This window comes from Pseudomonas sp. RIT623 (genome assembly GCF_004519305.1).
Taxonomy (GTDB): domain Bacteria; phylum Pseudomonadota; class Gammaproteobacteria; order Pseudomonadales; family Pseudomonadaceae; genus Aquipseudomonas.
The window spans coordinates 150,548-165,291 of the sequence record NZ_SOZA01000002.1 but is presented as its reverse complement, the minus strand read 5'-3'; the positions used below and the strand labels follow the sequence as shown (position 1 = coordinate 165,291).

Genomic DNA, 14,744 nt, shown 5'->3' with positions numbered 1-14,744 from the left:
CCATGAAAAAGCCCGGCGCTTGGCCGGGCTTCTATTCGCGAAGCGCTGCAAGCGGGGGCTTACAGGATGCTCAGCGGGTACTCGACGATCAGGCGCAGTTCGTCCAGCGAGTTGGAGTAGACCGCGTCGGAGGAGCGATAGGTGGCCTGGCGCACGCGGAAGCTGAGGTCCTTGGCCGGGCCTTCCTGGAGCACGTACTTGACGTCGATGTCGCGTTCCCATTCCTTGCCGTCGTTGGTGGCACCGGTGTGCGCGCCGGTACCGCGTACATAACGGGTCATGAAAGTCAGGCCAGGCACGCCGAACTCGGCGAAGTTCAGGTCGTAGCGGGCTTGCCAGGATTTTTCGCCTTCGGCGTTGAAGTCCGAGCGAGCCACCGAGTTGGCCAGGAAGATACTGCCGCCGCCGTCGATGCCGTAGGCGTATTCGCCGTCACCGGTCACTTTCTGGTAGGCCAGGGTGAAGGTGTGGGCGCCGATATTGTAGGCGCCGGAGAAGCTGTAGGCGCGGTTGTCGAGCTTGTCGCCGTCGGCGGTGGCGCGGTACAGGTTGTCGCCTTCGCCCTTGGTGTCATAGATGTTGAAGTCGAACACCAGGCCCTGCTTGTCAGAGATCGGCAGCGCCCAGTTGACGTTGGCGTAGTACTTGCGCCAGTAGTCTTCGACCTTGGAGTAGTAGAGGCTGGTCGAAAGGCTGTCGGTGAAGGCGTAGGAGCCACCGAACACGTCCGCTTCCTTCAGGCCGCGGCGACCGAGGCCGTCACTGATACTATCGCGGTCGGTCTCGGACTGGGCGGTCATGCTGGTGAAGCGGCCGGCATGCAGGGTCAGGCCCTTGATCTCATTGCTGGTGAGCAATGCGCCTTGTGCGGTTTCAGGCAACAGGCGGCTATCGTCGGTGGCGAATACCGGCAGGGCGGTGAACTGGTCGCCCACTTTCAATACGGTGTCGGAAATACGGAATTTGACCGCGACGCCACCCTTGGAGTAGTCATCCTGGGAGCGCTGGTCGGAACCGGTGGGGAACAGGCCGGTGCCCGAGTAACCGCGGCCGCTGTCTAGCTTGAGGCCCAGCAGGCCGATGGCGTCGACGCCGACACCCACGGTGCCTTGGGTGAAGCCCGACTCGAAGGTGCCGATGAAGCCTTGACCCCATTCGCGCTGGTCGTGGCGCAGGCCGGCGAGTTTGTTGCCGGCCGACTCGGTGTTGCGATAGTCACGGCTGAAGTACAGGTTACGCATCTTGACGTTCAACTTGCTGTCTTCGACGAAACCCTTGGCTTCGTCCTGGGAAGAGGCGACAGCCATCTGCGAAGTCCCTGCCGCTACGGCCAGGGCGATCATGCTCCACTTCATCACGCGCATCGTGATTTGCTCCTTTGGTTTTTAGGAAGAGTACCGCTGCGCCCAGTGTTTTAATTATATGGGGCAGCTCTTTCTTGTTATGTCGGCGAAAATGTATATCACGCGGACTATTCTTGGCGATATGGGGTAAAACAACCTTTCGGTAACTTTACGGCTATGTCGCTGTTGGCTGTTTCCATGTCGCAAATCACGCCTTGTTAATAGGCGTACAACGCCAGCGCTGTCTCAAAACCGTCATGAATGTATAAACACAAAGTTCGGCTTGTGAAACTCCCTGGTTTATCCGATGCCGCTGTTGTTATTTGTCGCGTCCATCCTGCCTGGCAGGAGGCGTGCCGACGTGCCGTGAAGCGAATGCAACAAGCGTGCTCAAAATCACGAACGTTTGATGAAATTTTCACAAAACCTGCGGCGGGCCCTCGGAAACCTCCGGAAATATGGGGTGCGGCCAGTCCAGGTATACGCAGTGACAAGATGTGGCAGCAGGATCGACAAGCTGCCTTCCAAGTCAAGGTGTTACCTACAACTGTTGATCCTGGCTGTTTTATGTGACGGATGTGTGGTGGTGGTTTGCAAAGTGGCTCTTTTTTGGTGCGAAAAGTAGCGCTGTGTTACCGAAGTGGGTCGCCACTGGCGTGCTACGGGTGTCGATGGGAGCGAAGCGGAGTATCCTTGCGCCCTTGTGCCCGCCTGTGCAGGTGGGCTGTTCGTTTGTAAGGAGGTTTGCCGTGTTCACCCTCGATTCGCGTCTGCAACAGGACTCCGTGGTTCTGGGCAATCTGCCGCTGTGCCAGTTGCTGCTGAGCAAGGATGCCAACTATCCGTGGTTCATCCTGGTGCCGCGCCGCGCCGATGTCAGCGAGCTGTTCGAGCTCGACGAGGCTGACCAGCGCCAGTTGTGGGAAGAAACCACCGCCCTGGCCGAGGCTTTGAAGGATGCGTTCGCCGCCGACAAGATGAACGTCGCGACCCTCGGCAACGTGGTCAGCCAACTGCACATGCATGTGATCGTGCGGCGCCATGGCGATGCCGCCTGGCCGGCGCCGGTCTGGGGCAAGGTGGCGGCCGTGGCTTACACTCCGGCGCAGCTCGACACCATTGGCCAGCAGGTGCGTGCGCTGCTGGGCGAAAGCTTCACGGAGGCTTGAGGATGTCCCAGGAACTGGAAATGCGCATGATCGAGCTGGAAACCCGCCAGGCTTTCCAGGATGACAGCCTGCAAGCGCTCAATGACGTAGTGGTCGAGCAGAGCCGAGTGATCGACCGCCTGCAGTTGCAGATGGCCGAGCTGATCAAGCGTTACGAAGAGATGGCCGGCCAGCAGGGCGGCGGGGGAGAGGAAGCGCCGCCGCCTCATTATTGAGGGCGGCGGCAGGGTGGTCAGCGGCGCGAAACCGCGACCACGTCCTCGGCCTGCAGGCCTTTGTCGCGGTGCATCACCGAGAACTCCACGCGCTGGCCTTCGACCAGGACGCGATGGCCCTCGCCACGGATGGCGCGAAAGTGCACGAAGATATCGTCACCGGAATCGCGGGAAATGAAGCCGAATCCCTTGGAGGTGTTGAACCACTTCACCGTGCCGGTATCGCGCAGGCCGGCGTCCTGGGCGCTGCCCAAGCTTGAGCGGGCCTTTCGCGTGCCGCGGACGAAGCCTGCGAGCAGGTGCAGGGCGGTCGCCAGTGCGGCGCAGGCCAGCGCCGGCAGGTTGCCCAGCTCCGGACGGGCCAGCAGGGTGAGGGTCTGCAGCACAACTGCCAGCACCAGCAGGATGCTGCTGGCGCGTTGCAGTTGCTGGCGCATGGCCTTGTAGTACTGCGGCAGTGCTGGGGCCAGCACCAGGTTGAGCAGCCCGAGCAGTGCCAGGTAGACGGCTTCGGGTTGTTGCAGGAAGGGTGTAGCGTCAGTTTTCAGAGTGGGTATGAGTGATAGCAGCAAAGCCGCCACGCCCGTCACCAGATGGACGATCTTGAACATTAGGTTTGGCTCACGTTGATAAGGCCGATCACAGGATGAGCTGGTCGCACGGTGCGCGTGTGGTGTAGGCGCTAAAACGTGACGGTCCAGCCTATGCACCCGGCACTGACAATCCGCACGGGTGGCACGCTGCCTATTTAACAGCAAAGGCGGGGGGTTCTCAAACTGAGCTGTCGCTGCAGCCCCGTGTCGCATGCGCGGCGGCGCAACTCTTGTTACAGTGGCCGCTGCCCGCTTGCTCGCCAAGCCTTATGGAAAGGGGAACTTCATGGCAATCGATATCGGTATCAGTGAAGAAGATCGCAAGTCCATCGTCGACGGGCTGTCCCGCCTGTTGTCGGACACCTACGTGCTGTATCTGAAAACCCACAACTTCCACTGGAACGTCACCGGTCCGTCGTTTCGTACCCTGCACCTGATGTTCGAGGAGCAGTACAACGAATTGGCCCTGGCCGTCGACTCCATCGCCGAGCGCATTCGCGCCCTGGGCTTCCCGGCGCCAGGCTCGTATGCCTTCTACGCCCGTCATTCTTCCATCAAGGAGGAAGAAGGCGTGCCACCAGCCGACGAGATGATCCGGCAGTTGGTGCAGGGGCAGGAGGCGGTGGTGCGCACCGCGCGCAGTATTTTCCCGGTGGTCGACAAGGTCAGTGACGAACCGACCGCCGACCTGCTGACCCAGCGCATGCAGGTGCACGAGAAAACCGCCTGGATGCTGCGCGTTTTGCTCGACGGGAAATGATTGCCGCTTGAATACCCTGCGTCGCCTTTGAGCCGGGCCCGGCACCCTTTTGGGTGTCGGGCCTGTTCGTTTATGGGGAATATTTTGCTGCTGATATCCATTCGCATGTCGGCGCTTCATTGAGGCCATGGATTCCGCTCGTTTCGGCGAGGGGGTGATCGGGTCACGATGGAGCGATGTGATGGAGTGTGCGGCAGGTGGGATCAATGGCAATGCAAGGCTGGGGGCGGGAGTGGCGAAGCCGCGTATCGACCCGTTCAAGCGCGATTTCGACATGGGGCAGGCCGGCCCGGTGTCCCGTTCGGTGCGGCTCAATGGCTTCGCCACGTGTTTACGGCTCGAGGCGGTGTACTGGCGGATCCTCGAGCGGATTGCCGGGGCCAATCGCTGTTCGGTGAGTGCGTTGCTGTCGTACATCGACCGCGAGGTGCACCTGCGCCATGGCGGGGTGAGAAATTTCAGCGGCTTGGTACGGGTGATCTGCGTGGCCTGGCTGCAGGAGGCGCCGGACGCGCATTGACTGCCGGGCGGGCTGCACAGCACTCCTTAACCATATATAATCCCGCTCTTTGCTGCCGTGGGCAGCTTGCGATGTGGTTGACGAGACACGCCATGCCCCTTTACGACTATCAATGTGCCGCCTGCGAACACCGGATTGAGGTGTTGCAGAAGATCAGCGCCGCGCCTTTGACCGATTGCCCGGCGTGCCAGGCGCCGGCGCTGAAGAAACTGCTGTCGGTCCCCGGCTTTCGCCTCAGTGGCAATGGCTGGTACGAGACCGATTTCAAGACCGGGGCAAAAAAGAATCTGGCAGGCGGCGAAAAGGCCGACTGAGTTGAATTGCACCGCCCGGGTCTTGCAGTATTAGCCCCCAGGGCGGCCAAGACCTCCACCGAATACACGAATCACGAGAAGCGAAACCACCATCATGATGCGCAGCCATTATTGCGGCCAACTGAACGAGTCCCTGGACGGCCAGGAAGTCACCCTCTGCGGCTGGGTCCATCGTCGCCGCGACCACGGCGGGGTGATCTTCCTCGACATCCGTGACCGCGAAGGCATGGCCCAGGTCGTGTTCGACCCGGATCGCGCCGAGACATTCGCCAATGCCGACCGCGTGCGCAGCGAATACGTCGTGCAGGTCACCGGCAAGGTGCGCAAGCGCCCTGAAGGCGCGGTCAACCCGAACATGGCCTCCGGCGGCATCGAGGTGCTGGGCTACGAGCTGAAGGTGCTCAACGAAGCCGAGACTCCGCCCTTCCCGTTGAACGAATTCTCCGACGTTGGCGAAGAAACCCGCCTGCGCTACCGCTTTATCGACCTGCGCCGCCCGGAAATGGCCGACAAGCTGCGTCTGCGTTCGCGCATCACCAGCAGCATCCGCCGCTTCCTCGACGAAAACGGCTTCCTCGACGTCGAAACCCCGATCCTGACCCGCGCCACGCCTGAAGGTGCCCGCGACTACCTGGTGCCGAGCCGCACCCACGCTGGCAGCTTCTTCGCCCTGCCGCAGTCGCCGCAGTTGTTCAAGCAACTGCTGATGGTCGCCGGCTTCGACCGCTACTACCAGATCGCCAAGTGCTTCCGCGACGAAGACCTGCGTGCCGACCGCCAGCCGGAATTCACCCAGATCGATATCGAGACCAGCTTCCTCGACGAAAGCGAGATCATGGGCCTCACCGAGAGCATGATCCGCAAGCTGTTCAAGGAAGTGCTGGACCTGGAGTTCGGCGAGTTCCCGCACATGACCTTCGAAGAAGCCATGCGCCGCTACGGTTCCGACAAGCCTGACCTGCGCATTCCGCTGGAACTGGTCGACGTTGCCGACCAGCTCAAGGATGTCGACTTCAAGGTCTTCGCCGGCCCCGCCAACGACCCTAAATGCCGCGTTACCGCCCTGCGCCTGCCTGGTGGCGCCAGCATGCCGCGCAGCAAGATCGACGAGTACACCAAGTTCGTCGGCATCTATGGTGCCAAGGGCCTGGCCTACATCAAGGTCAACGAGCGCGCCAAGGGTGTCGAGGGTCTGCAGTCGCCGATCGTCAAGAACATTCCCGAGGCCAACCTCAACAACATCCTCGACCGCGTTGGCGCCGTGGATGGCGACATCGTGTTCTTCGGCGCCGACAAGTTCAAGGTCGTCAGCGAAGCCCTGGGCGCGCTGCGTATCCGCCTGGGCCACGACTTCGAGCTGCTGACCTGCCAGTGGGCGCCGATGTGGGTCGTCGACTTCCCTATGTTCGAAGAGAACGAAGACGGCAGCTTCACCGCGCTGCACCACCCGTTCACCGCGCCCAAGTGCACCCCCGAAGAGCTGGAGGCCAACCCGGCCACCGCCCTGTCGCGCGCCTACGACATGGTCCTGAACGGCACCGAGCTGGGTGGCGGTTCGATCCGTATCCACCGCAAGGAGATGCAGCAAGCGGTGTTCCGCCTGCTGGGCATCGACGCTGCAGAACAGGAAGAGAAATTCGGCTTCCTGCTCGACGCCCTCAAGTTCGGCGCACCGCCGCACGGTGGCCTGGCCTTCGGCCTGGACCGCCTGGTCATGCTGATGACCGGCGCGCAGTCGATCCGTGAAGTGATCGCCTTCCCGAAAACCCAGAGCGCCGCGTGCGTCATGACCCAGGCCCCAGGCATGGTCGACGCCAAGGCCCTGCGCGAGCTGCACATCCGTCTGCGCGAGCAGACCAAGGTCGAGTAATCGGCACCGGGCGCGTCCCGGCGGATGCGCCCAGGCGCTTCGGCGCACTGTTCCCACGTTCCGCCCTTCGGGGCGGAACCTGTTTCTGTTTCAAGGATTTGGAGTCGTTATGGCCGGTCATTCCAAGTGGGCGAACATCAAGCACCGCAAAGAACGCCAGGATGCCAAGAGAGGCAAGGTCTTCACCAAGTGGATTCGCGAACTGACCGTCGCTGCCAAGCAGGGTGGTGGTGATCCGGCGTCCAACCCGCGCCTGCGCCTGGCGCTGGACAAGGCCCTGGGCGCCAACATGAGCCGCGACATCATCGACCGCGCCGTGGCCCGGGGGGCTGGCACCAACGAAAGCGACAACGTCGAGGAGCTTAGCTACGAGGGCTACGGCCCGGGTGGCGTGGCGATCATGGTCGAGGCCATGACCGACAACCGCAACCGTACCGCCGCTGCCGTGCGCCATGCCTTCACCAAGTGTGGCGGCAACCTCGGTACCGACGGTTCGGTGGCCTACCTGTTCGAGCGCAAGGGCCAGATCAGCTTCGCCGCGGAACTGAAGGTTGACGAGGATGCGCTGATGGAAGCCGCCATGGAGGCCGATGCCGATGACGTGGTGGTCAACGACGACGGCTCCTTTGACGTGTTTACCTCGTTCAACAGCTTCTATGCCGTGCGCAATGCCCTGGAAGAGGCCGGCTTCAAGGCGTCCGACGCCGAGATCGTGATGCAGCCGACCACCAGCGCCGAGTTGGACCAGGAGGGCGCGGAGAAGGTGCTCAAGCTGATCGACATGCTCGAGGACCTGGACGACGTGCAGAACGTCTACTCCAATGCGCAGATTTCCGATGAGATCATGGAAATGCTCGGCTGATCGTTTCGGTAATCGGCCTTGTCGCGGGACAAGCCCGCTCCCACAAGGGCTGCGCCAATTTGCGGTGTAGCCTTTGTGGGAGCGGGCTTGTCCCGCGATAAGGCCGGCAAAAATTCGTACACATTCGTAGGCGCTATGACCCTGATTCTTGGTATCGACCCCGGCTCGCGCATCACCGGCTTCGGCGTGGTCCGCCAGACCGCACGCGGCTGCGAGTACGTCACCTCCGGCTGCATCCGTACCGGCGATGGCGAGCTGCATGACCGCCTGCTGGTGGTGTTTCGCGGCGTCAGCGAGATCATCCGCCAGCACGGCCCGGTGACCATGGGCATCGAGCGGGTGTTCATGGCGCGTAACGCCGACTCCGCGCTCAAGTTGGGCCAAGCCCGTGGCGCGGCCATCGTCGCCGCCGCCGAGGCAGGCCTGGAGATCGCCGAGTACAGCGCCAGCCAGGTCAAGCAGGCCGTGGCTGGCACCGGTGGCGCCAACAAGGAGCAGGTGATGCTGATGGTGATGCACCTGCTCAAGCTGACCCAAAAGCCCCAGGTCGATGCCTCGGACGCCCTGGCCATCGCCCTGTGCCATGCCCATACCCGCTCCAGCCTGATTCCCCATGGCTTGACGACGGCGCGACGGCGCGGCGGGCGCTTGCGTCTGTAGCTGCTTCATGCGCTGATACACATTTTGTCCGGGTGACGCGCTCACCTGGCGCATTTGCTGATAGGGTGGACCGGTTTTCGACCGGCGCCCGAGAGGAAGGATCGGAACGTGATTGGACGTTTGCGTGGCACCTTGGCGGAGAAACAACCGCCACACCTGATTATCGACGTCAACGGCGTGGGCTATGAGCTGGAAGTGCCGATGACCACCTTGTATCGCCTGCCCAAGGTCGGCGAGCCAGTGACCGTGCACACCCACCTGGTGGTACGCGAAGACGCCCACCTGCTCTATGGCTTCGCCGAAAAGCGCGAGCGCGAACTGTTCCGCGAGCTGATCCGCCTGAACGGCGTGGGGCCGAAGCTGGCGCTGGCGCTGATGTCTGGCCTGGAAGTGGACGAACTGGTGCGCTGCGTGCAGGCCCAGGACGCCTCGGTCCTGGTGCGCGTGCCGGGTGTCGGTAAAAAAACCGCCGAACGCTTGCTGGTCGAGCTCAAGGACCGCTTCAAGGCTTGGGAAACCTCCCCGGCGATGTTCACCCTGGTTTCCGACGGCCCACTGCCGGCGGCCAGTGAGTCCTCGGCCGAGGCCGACGCGGTCAGTGCCCTGGTCTCCCTGGGCTACAAGCCGCAGGAAGCAAGCAAGGCGATTGCCGCGATCAAGGACAAGGCCGGCCTGAGCAGCGAGGAGCTGATCCGTCGCAGCCTTAAAGGGATGATTGCCAAGTGATCGAAACCGACCGCCTGATCGCCGCCAGTGGCCGCGACCGCGAAGAGGTCCAGGACCGCGCGATCCGCCCGCTGCGCCTGGAGGAGTACATCGGCCAGCCGGTGGTGCGCGAGCAGATGGCGCTGTTCATCCAGGCCGCGCGCGGGCGCAACGAATCCCTCGACCACACCCTGATTTTCGGCCCGCCAGGCCTGGGCAAGACCACCCTGGCCAACATCATCGCCCAGGAAATGGGCGTGTCGGTCAAGAGCACCTCGGGCCCGATCCTCGAGCGCCCGGGCGACCTGGCGGCGATGCTGACCAACCTCGAACCCCACGACGTGCTGTTCATCGACGAGATCCACCGCTTGTCGCCGGTGGTCGAAGAGGTGCTTTATCCGGCGATGGAAGACTTCCAGCTGGACATCATGATCGGCGAAGGCCCGGCCGCGCGCTCGATCAAGCTCGACCTGCCACCGTTCACCCTGGTCGGCGCCACCACCCGTGCCGGCATGCTGACCAACCCGTTGCGCGACCGCTTCGGCATAGTCCAGCGCCTGGAGTTCTACAGCAACAAGGATCTGGCCACCATCGTCAGCCGTTCGGCCGGTATTCTCGGGCTACCAATGGACGACAAGGGCGCATTCGAGATCGCCCGCCGGGCGCGGGGCACGCCGCGGATCGCCAATCGCCTGCTGCGACGGGTACGCGACTTTGCCGAAGTGCGCGGCAAGGGCGAGATCACCAAGGCGGTCGCGGACATGGCGCTGAACCTGCTGGATGTCGACGAACGTGGCTTCGATCATTCCGACCGGCGCCTGCTGCTGACCATGATCGAGAAGTTCGACGGCGGCCCGGTAGGCCTGGACAACATTGCCGCGGCGATCGGCGAAGAACGTCACACCATCGAGGACGTGCTCGAACCCTATCTGATCCAGCAGGGCTACATCATGCGCACCCCGCGTGGCCGCGTGGTCACCCGGCATGCCTACCTGCATTTCGGCCTGAACATCCCCGGGCGCTTCTGCGAAGGCGGGGAATATGCCGCGCAGGACGATGAATGACAGATCGAATCGGTAATTTCGTGGTCCTACCGCTGACATGCCCTACGCTCGCTGGCAATACGACATTATCGATGCAAAAACAGTTGCCGAGGCGGATTGGCAAGTACAGGAGTAAGCACTAGAGTATGCGCGCGCAAAATCGGCTGGAACCGTTCGCACACCGTTGTCGCGTCTATTACGAGGATACCGACGCCGGTGGCGTGGTGTACTACGTCAACTACCTCAAATTCATGGAGCGCGCACGTACCGAGCGGTTGCGACACCTGGGCTTCTCCCAGGCCCAGCTGGCGCAGGACAACCTGCTGTTCGTGGTCCATTCCAGCGAGGCGCGCTACCACGCGCCGGCCCGCCTGGACGACGAATTGCGGGTGACCGCGCAAGTGCTTGAATTGAATCGCGCCAGCCTGCGCTTCGTGCAGCAGGTATGGCGAGCAAAGGATGAAGTGCTGCTCTGCGAGGGGCAGTTCCTTGTGGCCGCGGTGCGCGCCGACACTTTCAAACCCCGGGCCATTCCCCCAGAGCTGCGCGACGCCTTTTTGGCGGACGGCACGGGTACTCAATCGAACGCAGGAGAATAAGCGTGGAAGCAAACGTCGTCGACCATACCTCCATGTGGAGCCTGGTCGCCAATGCCAGTGTCGTGGTTCAGCTGGTAATGCTGACCCTCGTGGCAGCCTCGGTGACCTCTTGGATCATGATCTTCCAGCGCAGCACCATGCTGCGCGCCGGTCGTCGTGCACTGGACGCTTTCGAAGAGCGCTTCTGGTCGGGCATCGACCTGTCCAAGCTGTACCGCCAGGCCGGCAGCAACCCAGACCCGGATTCGGGTGTCGAGCAGGTCTTCCGTGCCGGCTTCAAGGAGTTTTCGCGCCTGCGCCAGCAGCCGGGTGTCGATCCGGACGCGGTCATGGAAGGCGTCGGTCGTGCCATGCGCGTCGCCATCTCCCGCGAGGAAGAAAAGCTCGAGCAGAGTCTGCCGTTCCTGGCCACAGTCGGTTCCACCAGTCCGTACATCGGCCTGTTCGGTACCGTGTGGGGCATCATGAACTCGTTCCGCGGCCTGGCCAGCGCCCAACAGGCGACCCTGGCCACCGTGGCTCCGGGTATCGCCGAGGCCCTGATCGCCACCGCGATCGGCCTGTTCGCCGCGATCCCGGCCGTTATCGCCTACAACCGTTTTGCCGCGCGCAGTGAAGTGCTGATTGGTCGCTACTACACCTTCGCCGACGAGTTCCAGGCGATCCTGCACCGCAAAGTACACACCAGCGAAGAGTGATCAGGTAGAAACCCATGGCCCGAGTTCGCCACAAACGCAAGCCGGTCGCCGAGATGAACGTGGTGCCCTACATCGACGTGATGCTGGTGCTGCTGGTCATTTTCATGGTGACCGCCCCCATGCTCAACCAGGGCGTGAAGGTGGACCTGCCCAAGGTTTCCAGCGAAGCCCTGCCGCAGGACAACAACGTCCAGGTCCTGACCATCTCGATCAAGGCCGACAAGACCTACTACTGGAACCTTGGCAGCGAAGTCGACACCGACAAGCAGATGGACAAGGCCATGACCTTGCCGGAAATGACCGGTGCGGTGACCAAGATCATCGCTGCCGGCCGCGACCAGGGCAAGCAGACCCAGGTGTTCATCCGTGGTGACAAGGCCGTCGACTACGGCGCGGTCATGGGCGCCATGGGCGGGTTGCAGAAGGCCGGTGTCGGAAACGTTGGCCTGATTACCGAGGCGCCCTGATGCAACAGCGAGAGCCATCCGCCTCGGAAAGCTATTTCTGGCCCAGTGTCTGGGCCATTGCGCTGCACGTGCTGGTGTTCGGCATGCTGTTCGTCAGCTTCGCCATGACCCCGGAGCTGCCGCCGTCCAAGCCGATCGTCCAGGCCACGCTCTACCAGCTCAAGTCCAAGAGCCAGGCGACCACCCAGACCAATCAGAAGATTGCCGGGGAAGCCAAGAAAACGGCTTCGCGCCAGACCGAGGTCGAGCAGCTGGAGCAGAAGAAGGTCGAGCAGGAGGCCGTGAAGGCCGCGGAACAAAAGAAAGCCGACGCCGCTCAAAAGGCCGAGGAGGCCCGCGAGGCCGCCGAGTCGAAAAAAGCGGAAGAGGCCGCCAAGGCCGCCGAGCAGAAGAAGGCCGCCGAGGCCAAGAAAGCTGAAGAAGCGAAGAAGGCCGCTGAAAAGCAACAGGCCGACATCGCCAAGAAGAAGGCTGAGGAAGAGGCCAAGAAGAAGGCCGACGAGGAAGCCAAGAAGCAAGCCGCGGAAGAGGCGAAGAAGAAAGCCGCCGAAGACGCGAAGAAAAAAGCAGCCGAGGACGCCAAGAAGAAAGCGGCGGCCGAGGACGCGAAGAAGAAGGCAGCTGAAGAGGCCAAGAAAAAGGCCGCGGCAGACGCCCAGAAGAAAAAGGCACAGGAAGCGGCCCGCAAGGCGGCGGAAGACAAGAAGGCGCAGGCACTGGCCGAGCTGTTGTCCGACACCACCGAGCGGCAGCAGGCGCTGGCCGACGAGCAGGGTGACCAGGTGGCCGGCGACTTCGACGACCTGATTCGCATGCGCGCGGCCGAGGGCTGGGCACGTCCGCCATCTGCGCGCAAGGGCATGACGGTAGTTCTGCAGATCAACATGTTGCCAGACGGCACCATCACCAACGTGAGCGTGGCCAAATCCAGTGGCGACGGTCCGTTCGACAGCTCGGCCGTGGCCGCGGTGAAGAACATTGGTCGGTTGACCGAGATGCAGGGCTTGAAGCCGAACGAATTCAATCCGTATCGTTCATTCAAGATGACATTTACACCTGAGGATCTAGCGTTGTGATTAAACGTCTGAGAGGACTCCTGGTCTTGCTCTGCTGCGTGGCAGGCCTGGCTGTGGCAGAGGAAAAGAACATCCTGGTCACCAGCGGTAGCGACCGGGCCACCCCCATCGCGGTAGTGCCGTTCGGCCTGCAGGGTGGCAGCGTGCTGCCCGAGGACATGGCCGATATCATCGGCAATGACCTGCGCAACTCCGGCTATTACTCGCCGATCCCGCGGCAGAACATGATCAGCCTGCCGACCCAGGCCAGCGAAGTGATCTTCCGTGACTGGAAAGCACTGGGCGCGCAGTACGTCATGGTTGGCAGCATCGTGCCGTCCGGTGGCCGCCTGCAGGTGCAGTACGCCCTGTTCAACGTCGCCACCGAGCAGCAGGTGCTGACCGGCAGCGTGGCCGGCGGCGTCGACCAGTTGCGCGACATGGCGCACTACATCGCCGACCAGTCGTTCGAGAAACTCACCGGCATCAAGGGGGCGTTCTCTACCCGCATGCTGTACGTGACCGCCGAGCGTTTCTCCACCAACAACACCCGCTACACCCTGCAGCGTTCGGACTACGACGGTGCCCGCGCGGTGACCCTGCTGCAATCCCGTGAGCCGATCCTGTCGCCGCGCTTCGCGCCGGATGGCAAGCGCATCGCCTATGTGTCGTTCGAACAGAAGCGCCCGCGCATCTTCGTCCAGCACATCGACACCGGTCGCCGCGAGCAGATCACCAACTTCGAAGGCCTGAACGGCGCGCCGGCCTGGTCGCCGGACGGTACCCGCCTGGCGTTCGTGCTGTCCAAGGATGGCAACCCGGACATCTACGTGATGAACGTGGCCTCGCGCCAGATCACCCGTGTCACCGCTGGCCCGGGCATCAACACCGAGCCATTCTGGGGCAAGGATGGCAACACCCTGTACTTCACCTCCGACCGTGGCGGCAAGCCGCAGATCTATAAACAGTCGATTGGTGGCGGTGGTGCCGAGCGCGTGACCTTCGTCGGTAACTACAACGCCAACCCGAAACTGTCGGCGGACGAGAAGACCCTGGTGATGATCCATCGCCAGCAGGGTTTCACCAACTTCAAGGTGGCTGCCCAGGACCTGCAACGTGGAAGTGTAAAGATTCTCTCCGAGACCAGTCTTGATGAGTCTCCCACTGTTGCGCCAAACGGCACCATGCTAATCTACGCCACCCGCCAGCAGGGCCGGGGAGTCTTGATGCTCGTGTCGCTTAACGGCCGTGTGAGGCTCCCACTTCCTACCGCTCAAGGCGAAGTCAGAGAACCGTCCTGGTCCCCTTACCTGAACTGATTGCGGCGTAATATTTTTGCTTAACACACTGGGGTTTCATTAGGAGTTTCACGATGGAAATGCTGAAGTTTGGTAAATTCGCTGCGCTGGCTCTGGCCATGGCTGTAGCTGTAGGTTGCTCCTCGAAAGGCGGTGACAACGCTGGTGAAGGCGCTGTTGACCCGAACGCTGGCTACGGTGCCAACACTGGCGCTGTCGACGGCTCCCTGAGCGAAGAAGCCGCCCTGCGCGCAATCACCACCTTCTACTTCGAATACGACAGCTCGGATCTGAAGCCAGAAGCCATGCGCGCCCTGGACGTTCACGCCAAGGACCTGAAGTCCAACGGCAACCGTGTTGTCCTGGAAGGCAACACCGACGAGCGCGGCACCCGCGAGTACAACATGGCTCTGGGTGAGCGTCGTGCCAAGGCCGTTCAACGCTACCTGGTCCTGCAGGGCGTTTCCCCAGCTCAGCTGGAACTGGTCTCCTACGGCGAAGAGCGTCCAGTTGCCACCGGCAACGACGAGCAGTCCTGGGCTCAGAACCGTCGCGTAGAACTGCGTAAGTAAG

Annotated in this window: 18 protein-coding genes; 16 read left to right on the top strand and 2 right to left on the bottom strand. The window is 62.3% G+C overall.

The genetic code is table 11. The annotated features are described in order from the left end of the window. Nucleotides 1–59 precede the first annotated feature (59 nt). Nucleotides 60–1,364 (bottom strand): OprD family porin, encoded by a 1,305-nt coding sequence (locus E3U47_RS02645; protein WP_134689441.1) that lies wholly within the window; start codon nt 1,362–1,364, stop codon nt 60–62. 728 nt (nt 1,365–2,092) lie between these two features. Here E3U47_RS02645 and E3U47_RS02640 point away from each other — a divergent pair. Both E3U47_RS02640 and E3U47_RS02635 read left to right on the top strand, forming a co-directional pair. After that, nucleotides 2,093–2,512 (top strand): HIT domain-containing protein, encoded by a 420-nt coding sequence (locus E3U47_RS02640; RefSeq protein ID WP_134689439.1) that lies wholly within the window; start codon nt 2,093–2,095, stop codon nt 2,510–2,512. A gap of 2 nt (nt 2,513–2,514) precedes the next feature. Next, a complete protein-coding gene (locus tag E3U47_RS02635) occupies nt 2,515–2,727 on the top strand; it encodes a SlyX family protein (RefSeq protein WP_225923052.1) in 213 nt (70 codons plus the stop codon). Between the two features lie 17 nt (nt 2,728–2,744). Here the strand turns inward: E3U47_RS02635 and E3U47_RS25315 are convergent, their stop codons facing one another. Beyond that, on the bottom strand, nt 2,745–3,338 hold the full coding sequence (locus E3U47_RS25315) for a cold shock domain-containing protein (RefSeq protein ID WP_134689437.1): 594 nt from the start codon (nt 3,336–3,338) through the stop codon (nt 2,745–2,747). Between the two features lie 268 nt (nt 3,339–3,606). Between E3U47_RS25315 and E3U47_RS02625 the strand changes: the two genes are divergently transcribed. The 14 genes from E3U47_RS02625 to pal all read left to right on the top strand — a co-directional run bounded on the left by E3U47_RS02625 (nt 3,607) and on the right by pal (nt 14,743). Beyond that, a complete protein-coding gene (locus tag E3U47_RS02625; protein ID WP_003254783.1) occupies nt 3,607–4,080 on the top strand; it encodes a Dps family protein in 474 nt (157 codons plus the stop codon). 181 nt (nt 4,081–4,261) lie between these two features. Then, nucleotides 4,262–4,600 (top strand): ribbon-helix-helix domain-containing protein, encoded by a 339-nt coding sequence (locus tag E3U47_RS02620; protein ID WP_134689435.1) that lies wholly within the window; start codon nt 4,262–4,264, stop codon nt 4,598–4,600. 92 nt (nt 4,601–4,692) lie between these two features. Further along, nucleotides 4,693–4,914 (top strand): FmdB family zinc ribbon protein, encoded by a 222-nt coding sequence (locus E3U47_RS02615; protein WP_134689433.1) that lies wholly within the window; start codon nt 4,693–4,695, stop codon nt 4,912–4,914. 94 nt (nt 4,915–5,008) lie between these two features. Continuing rightward, complete coding sequence (aspS, locus tag E3U47_RS02610) at nt 5,009–6,784, top strand: aspartate--tRNA ligase (protein ID WP_134689431.1); 1,776 nt, start codon at nt 5,009–5,011, stop codon at nt 6,782–6,784. 109 nt (nt 6,785–6,893) lie between these two features. Further along, complete coding sequence (locus E3U47_RS02605; RefSeq protein WP_134689429.1) at nt 6,894–7,646, top strand: YebC/PmpR family DNA-binding transcriptional regulator; 753 nt, start codon at nt 6,894–6,896, stop codon at nt 7,644–7,646. A gap of 135 nt (nt 7,647–7,781) precedes the next feature. Continuing rightward, nucleotides 7,782–8,306, top strand: coding sequence for a crossover junction endodeoxyribonuclease RuvC (gene ruvC, locus E3U47_RS02600; RefSeq protein ID WP_134689427.1), 525 nt, complete (start codon nt 7,782–7,784; stop codon nt 8,304–8,306). Nucleotides 8,307–8,414: 108 nt separating this feature from the next. Further along, nucleotides 8,415–9,032, top strand: a complete 618-nt coding sequence (gene ruvA / locus E3U47_RS02595) for a Holliday junction branch migration protein RuvA (protein WP_134689425.1) — start codon at nt 8,415–8,417, stop codon at nt 9,030–9,032. Continuing rightward, nucleotides 9,029–10,075 carry a Holliday junction branch migration DNA helicase RuvB gene (gene ruvB, locus E3U47_RS02590; protein WP_134689423.1) on the top strand — a complete coding sequence of 349 codons (1,047 nt, stop codon included), beginning with the start codon at nt 9,029–9,031 and terminating at the stop codon, nt 10,073–10,075. Before ruvA ends, ruvB begins: the two co-directional genes overlap by 4 nt. Nucleotides 10,076–10,200: 125 nt before the next feature. Further along, nucleotides 10,201–10,653, top strand: a complete 453-nt coding sequence (ybgC, locus tag E3U47_RS02585; RefSeq protein WP_134689421.1) for a tol-pal system-associated acyl-CoA thioesterase — start codon at nt 10,201–10,203, stop codon at nt 10,651–10,653. A 2-nt stretch (nt 10,654–10,655) separates the two neighbouring features. Then, entirely contained in the window at nt 10,656–11,351 is a 696-nt protein-coding gene (gene tolQ, locus E3U47_RS02580; RefSeq protein WP_023628695.1) for a protein TolQ, read from the top strand. Between the two features lie 14 nt (nt 11,352–11,365). Further along, a complete protein-coding gene (gene tolR, locus E3U47_RS02575) occupies nt 11,366–11,818 on the top strand; it encodes a protein TolR (RefSeq protein WP_011535155.1) in 453 nt (150 codons plus the stop codon). Beyond that, nucleotides 11,818–12,894 (top strand): cell envelope integrity protein TolA, encoded by a 1,077-nt coding sequence (gene tolA, locus E3U47_RS02570; RefSeq protein WP_134689419.1) that lies wholly within the window; start codon nt 11,818–11,820, stop codon nt 12,892–12,894. The genes tolR and tolA overlap by 1 nt, the downstream gene beginning before the upstream one ends. Further along, nucleotides 12,891–14,192: a Tol-Pal system beta propeller repeat protein TolB gene (gene tolB, locus E3U47_RS02565; protein ID WP_134689417.1), complete on the top strand. Its 1,302-nt coding sequence runs from the start codon at nt 12,891–12,893 to the stop codon at nt 14,190–14,192. Before tolA ends, tolB begins: the two co-directional genes overlap by 4 nt. A 53-nt stretch (nt 14,193–14,245) precedes the next feature. Beyond that, nucleotides 14,246–14,743: a peptidoglycan-associated lipoprotein Pal gene (gene pal / locus E3U47_RS02560; RefSeq protein WP_008090230.1), complete on the top strand. Its 498-nt coding sequence runs from the start codon at nt 14,246–14,248 to the stop codon at nt 14,741–14,743. Nucleotide 14,744: the final 1 nt, after the last annotated feature.

Coding starts and splice junctions, on each gene's coding strand:
- E3U47_RS02645 (WP_134689441.1), bottom strand. CDS start 1,364: ATGCGCGTGATGAAGTGGAGCATGATCGCCCTGGCCGTAGCGGCAGGG.
- E3U47_RS02625 (WP_003254783.1), top strand. CDS start 3,607: ATGGCAATCGATATCGGTATCAGTGAAGAAGATCGCAAGTCCATCGTC.
- tolA (WP_134689419.1), top strand. CDS start 11,818: ATGCAACAGCGAGAGCCATCCGCCTCGGAAAGCTATTTCTGGCCCAGT.
- E3U47_RS25315 (WP_134689437.1), bottom strand. CDS start 3,338: ATGTTCAAGATCGTCCATCTGGTGACGGGCGTGGCGGCTTTGCTGCTA.
- tolR (WP_011535155.1), top strand. CDS start 11,366: ATGGCCCGAGTTCGCCACAAACGCAAGCCGGTCGCCGAGATGAACGTG.
- E3U47_RS02635 (WP_225923052.1), top strand. CDS start 2,515: ATGTCCCAGGAACTGGAAATGCGCATGATCGAGCTGGAAACCCGCCAG.
- E3U47_RS02620 (WP_134689435.1), top strand. CDS start 4,262: ATGGAGTGTGCGGCAGGTGGGATCAATGGCAATGCAAGGCTGGGGGCG.
- aspS (WP_134689431.1), top strand. CDS start 5,009: ATGATGCGCAGCCATTATTGCGGCCAACTGAACGAGTCCCTGGACGGC.
- E3U47_RS02605 (WP_134689429.1), top strand. CDS start 6,894: ATGGCCGGTCATTCCAAGTGGGCGAACATCAAGCACCGCAAAGAACGC.
- ruvC (WP_134689427.1), top strand. CDS start 7,782: ATGACCCTGATTCTTGGTATCGACCCCGGCTCGCGCATCACCGGCTTC.
- pal (WP_008090230.1), top strand. CDS start 14,246: ATGGAAATGCTGAAGTTTGGTAAATTCGCTGCGCTGGCTCTGGCCATG.
- E3U47_RS02615 (WP_134689433.1), top strand. CDS start 4,693: ATGCCCCTTTACGACTATCAATGTGCCGCCTGCGAACACCGGATTGAG.
- ybgC (WP_134689421.1), top strand. CDS start 10,201: ATGCGCGCGCAAAATCGGCTGGAACCGTTCGCACACCGTTGTCGCGTC.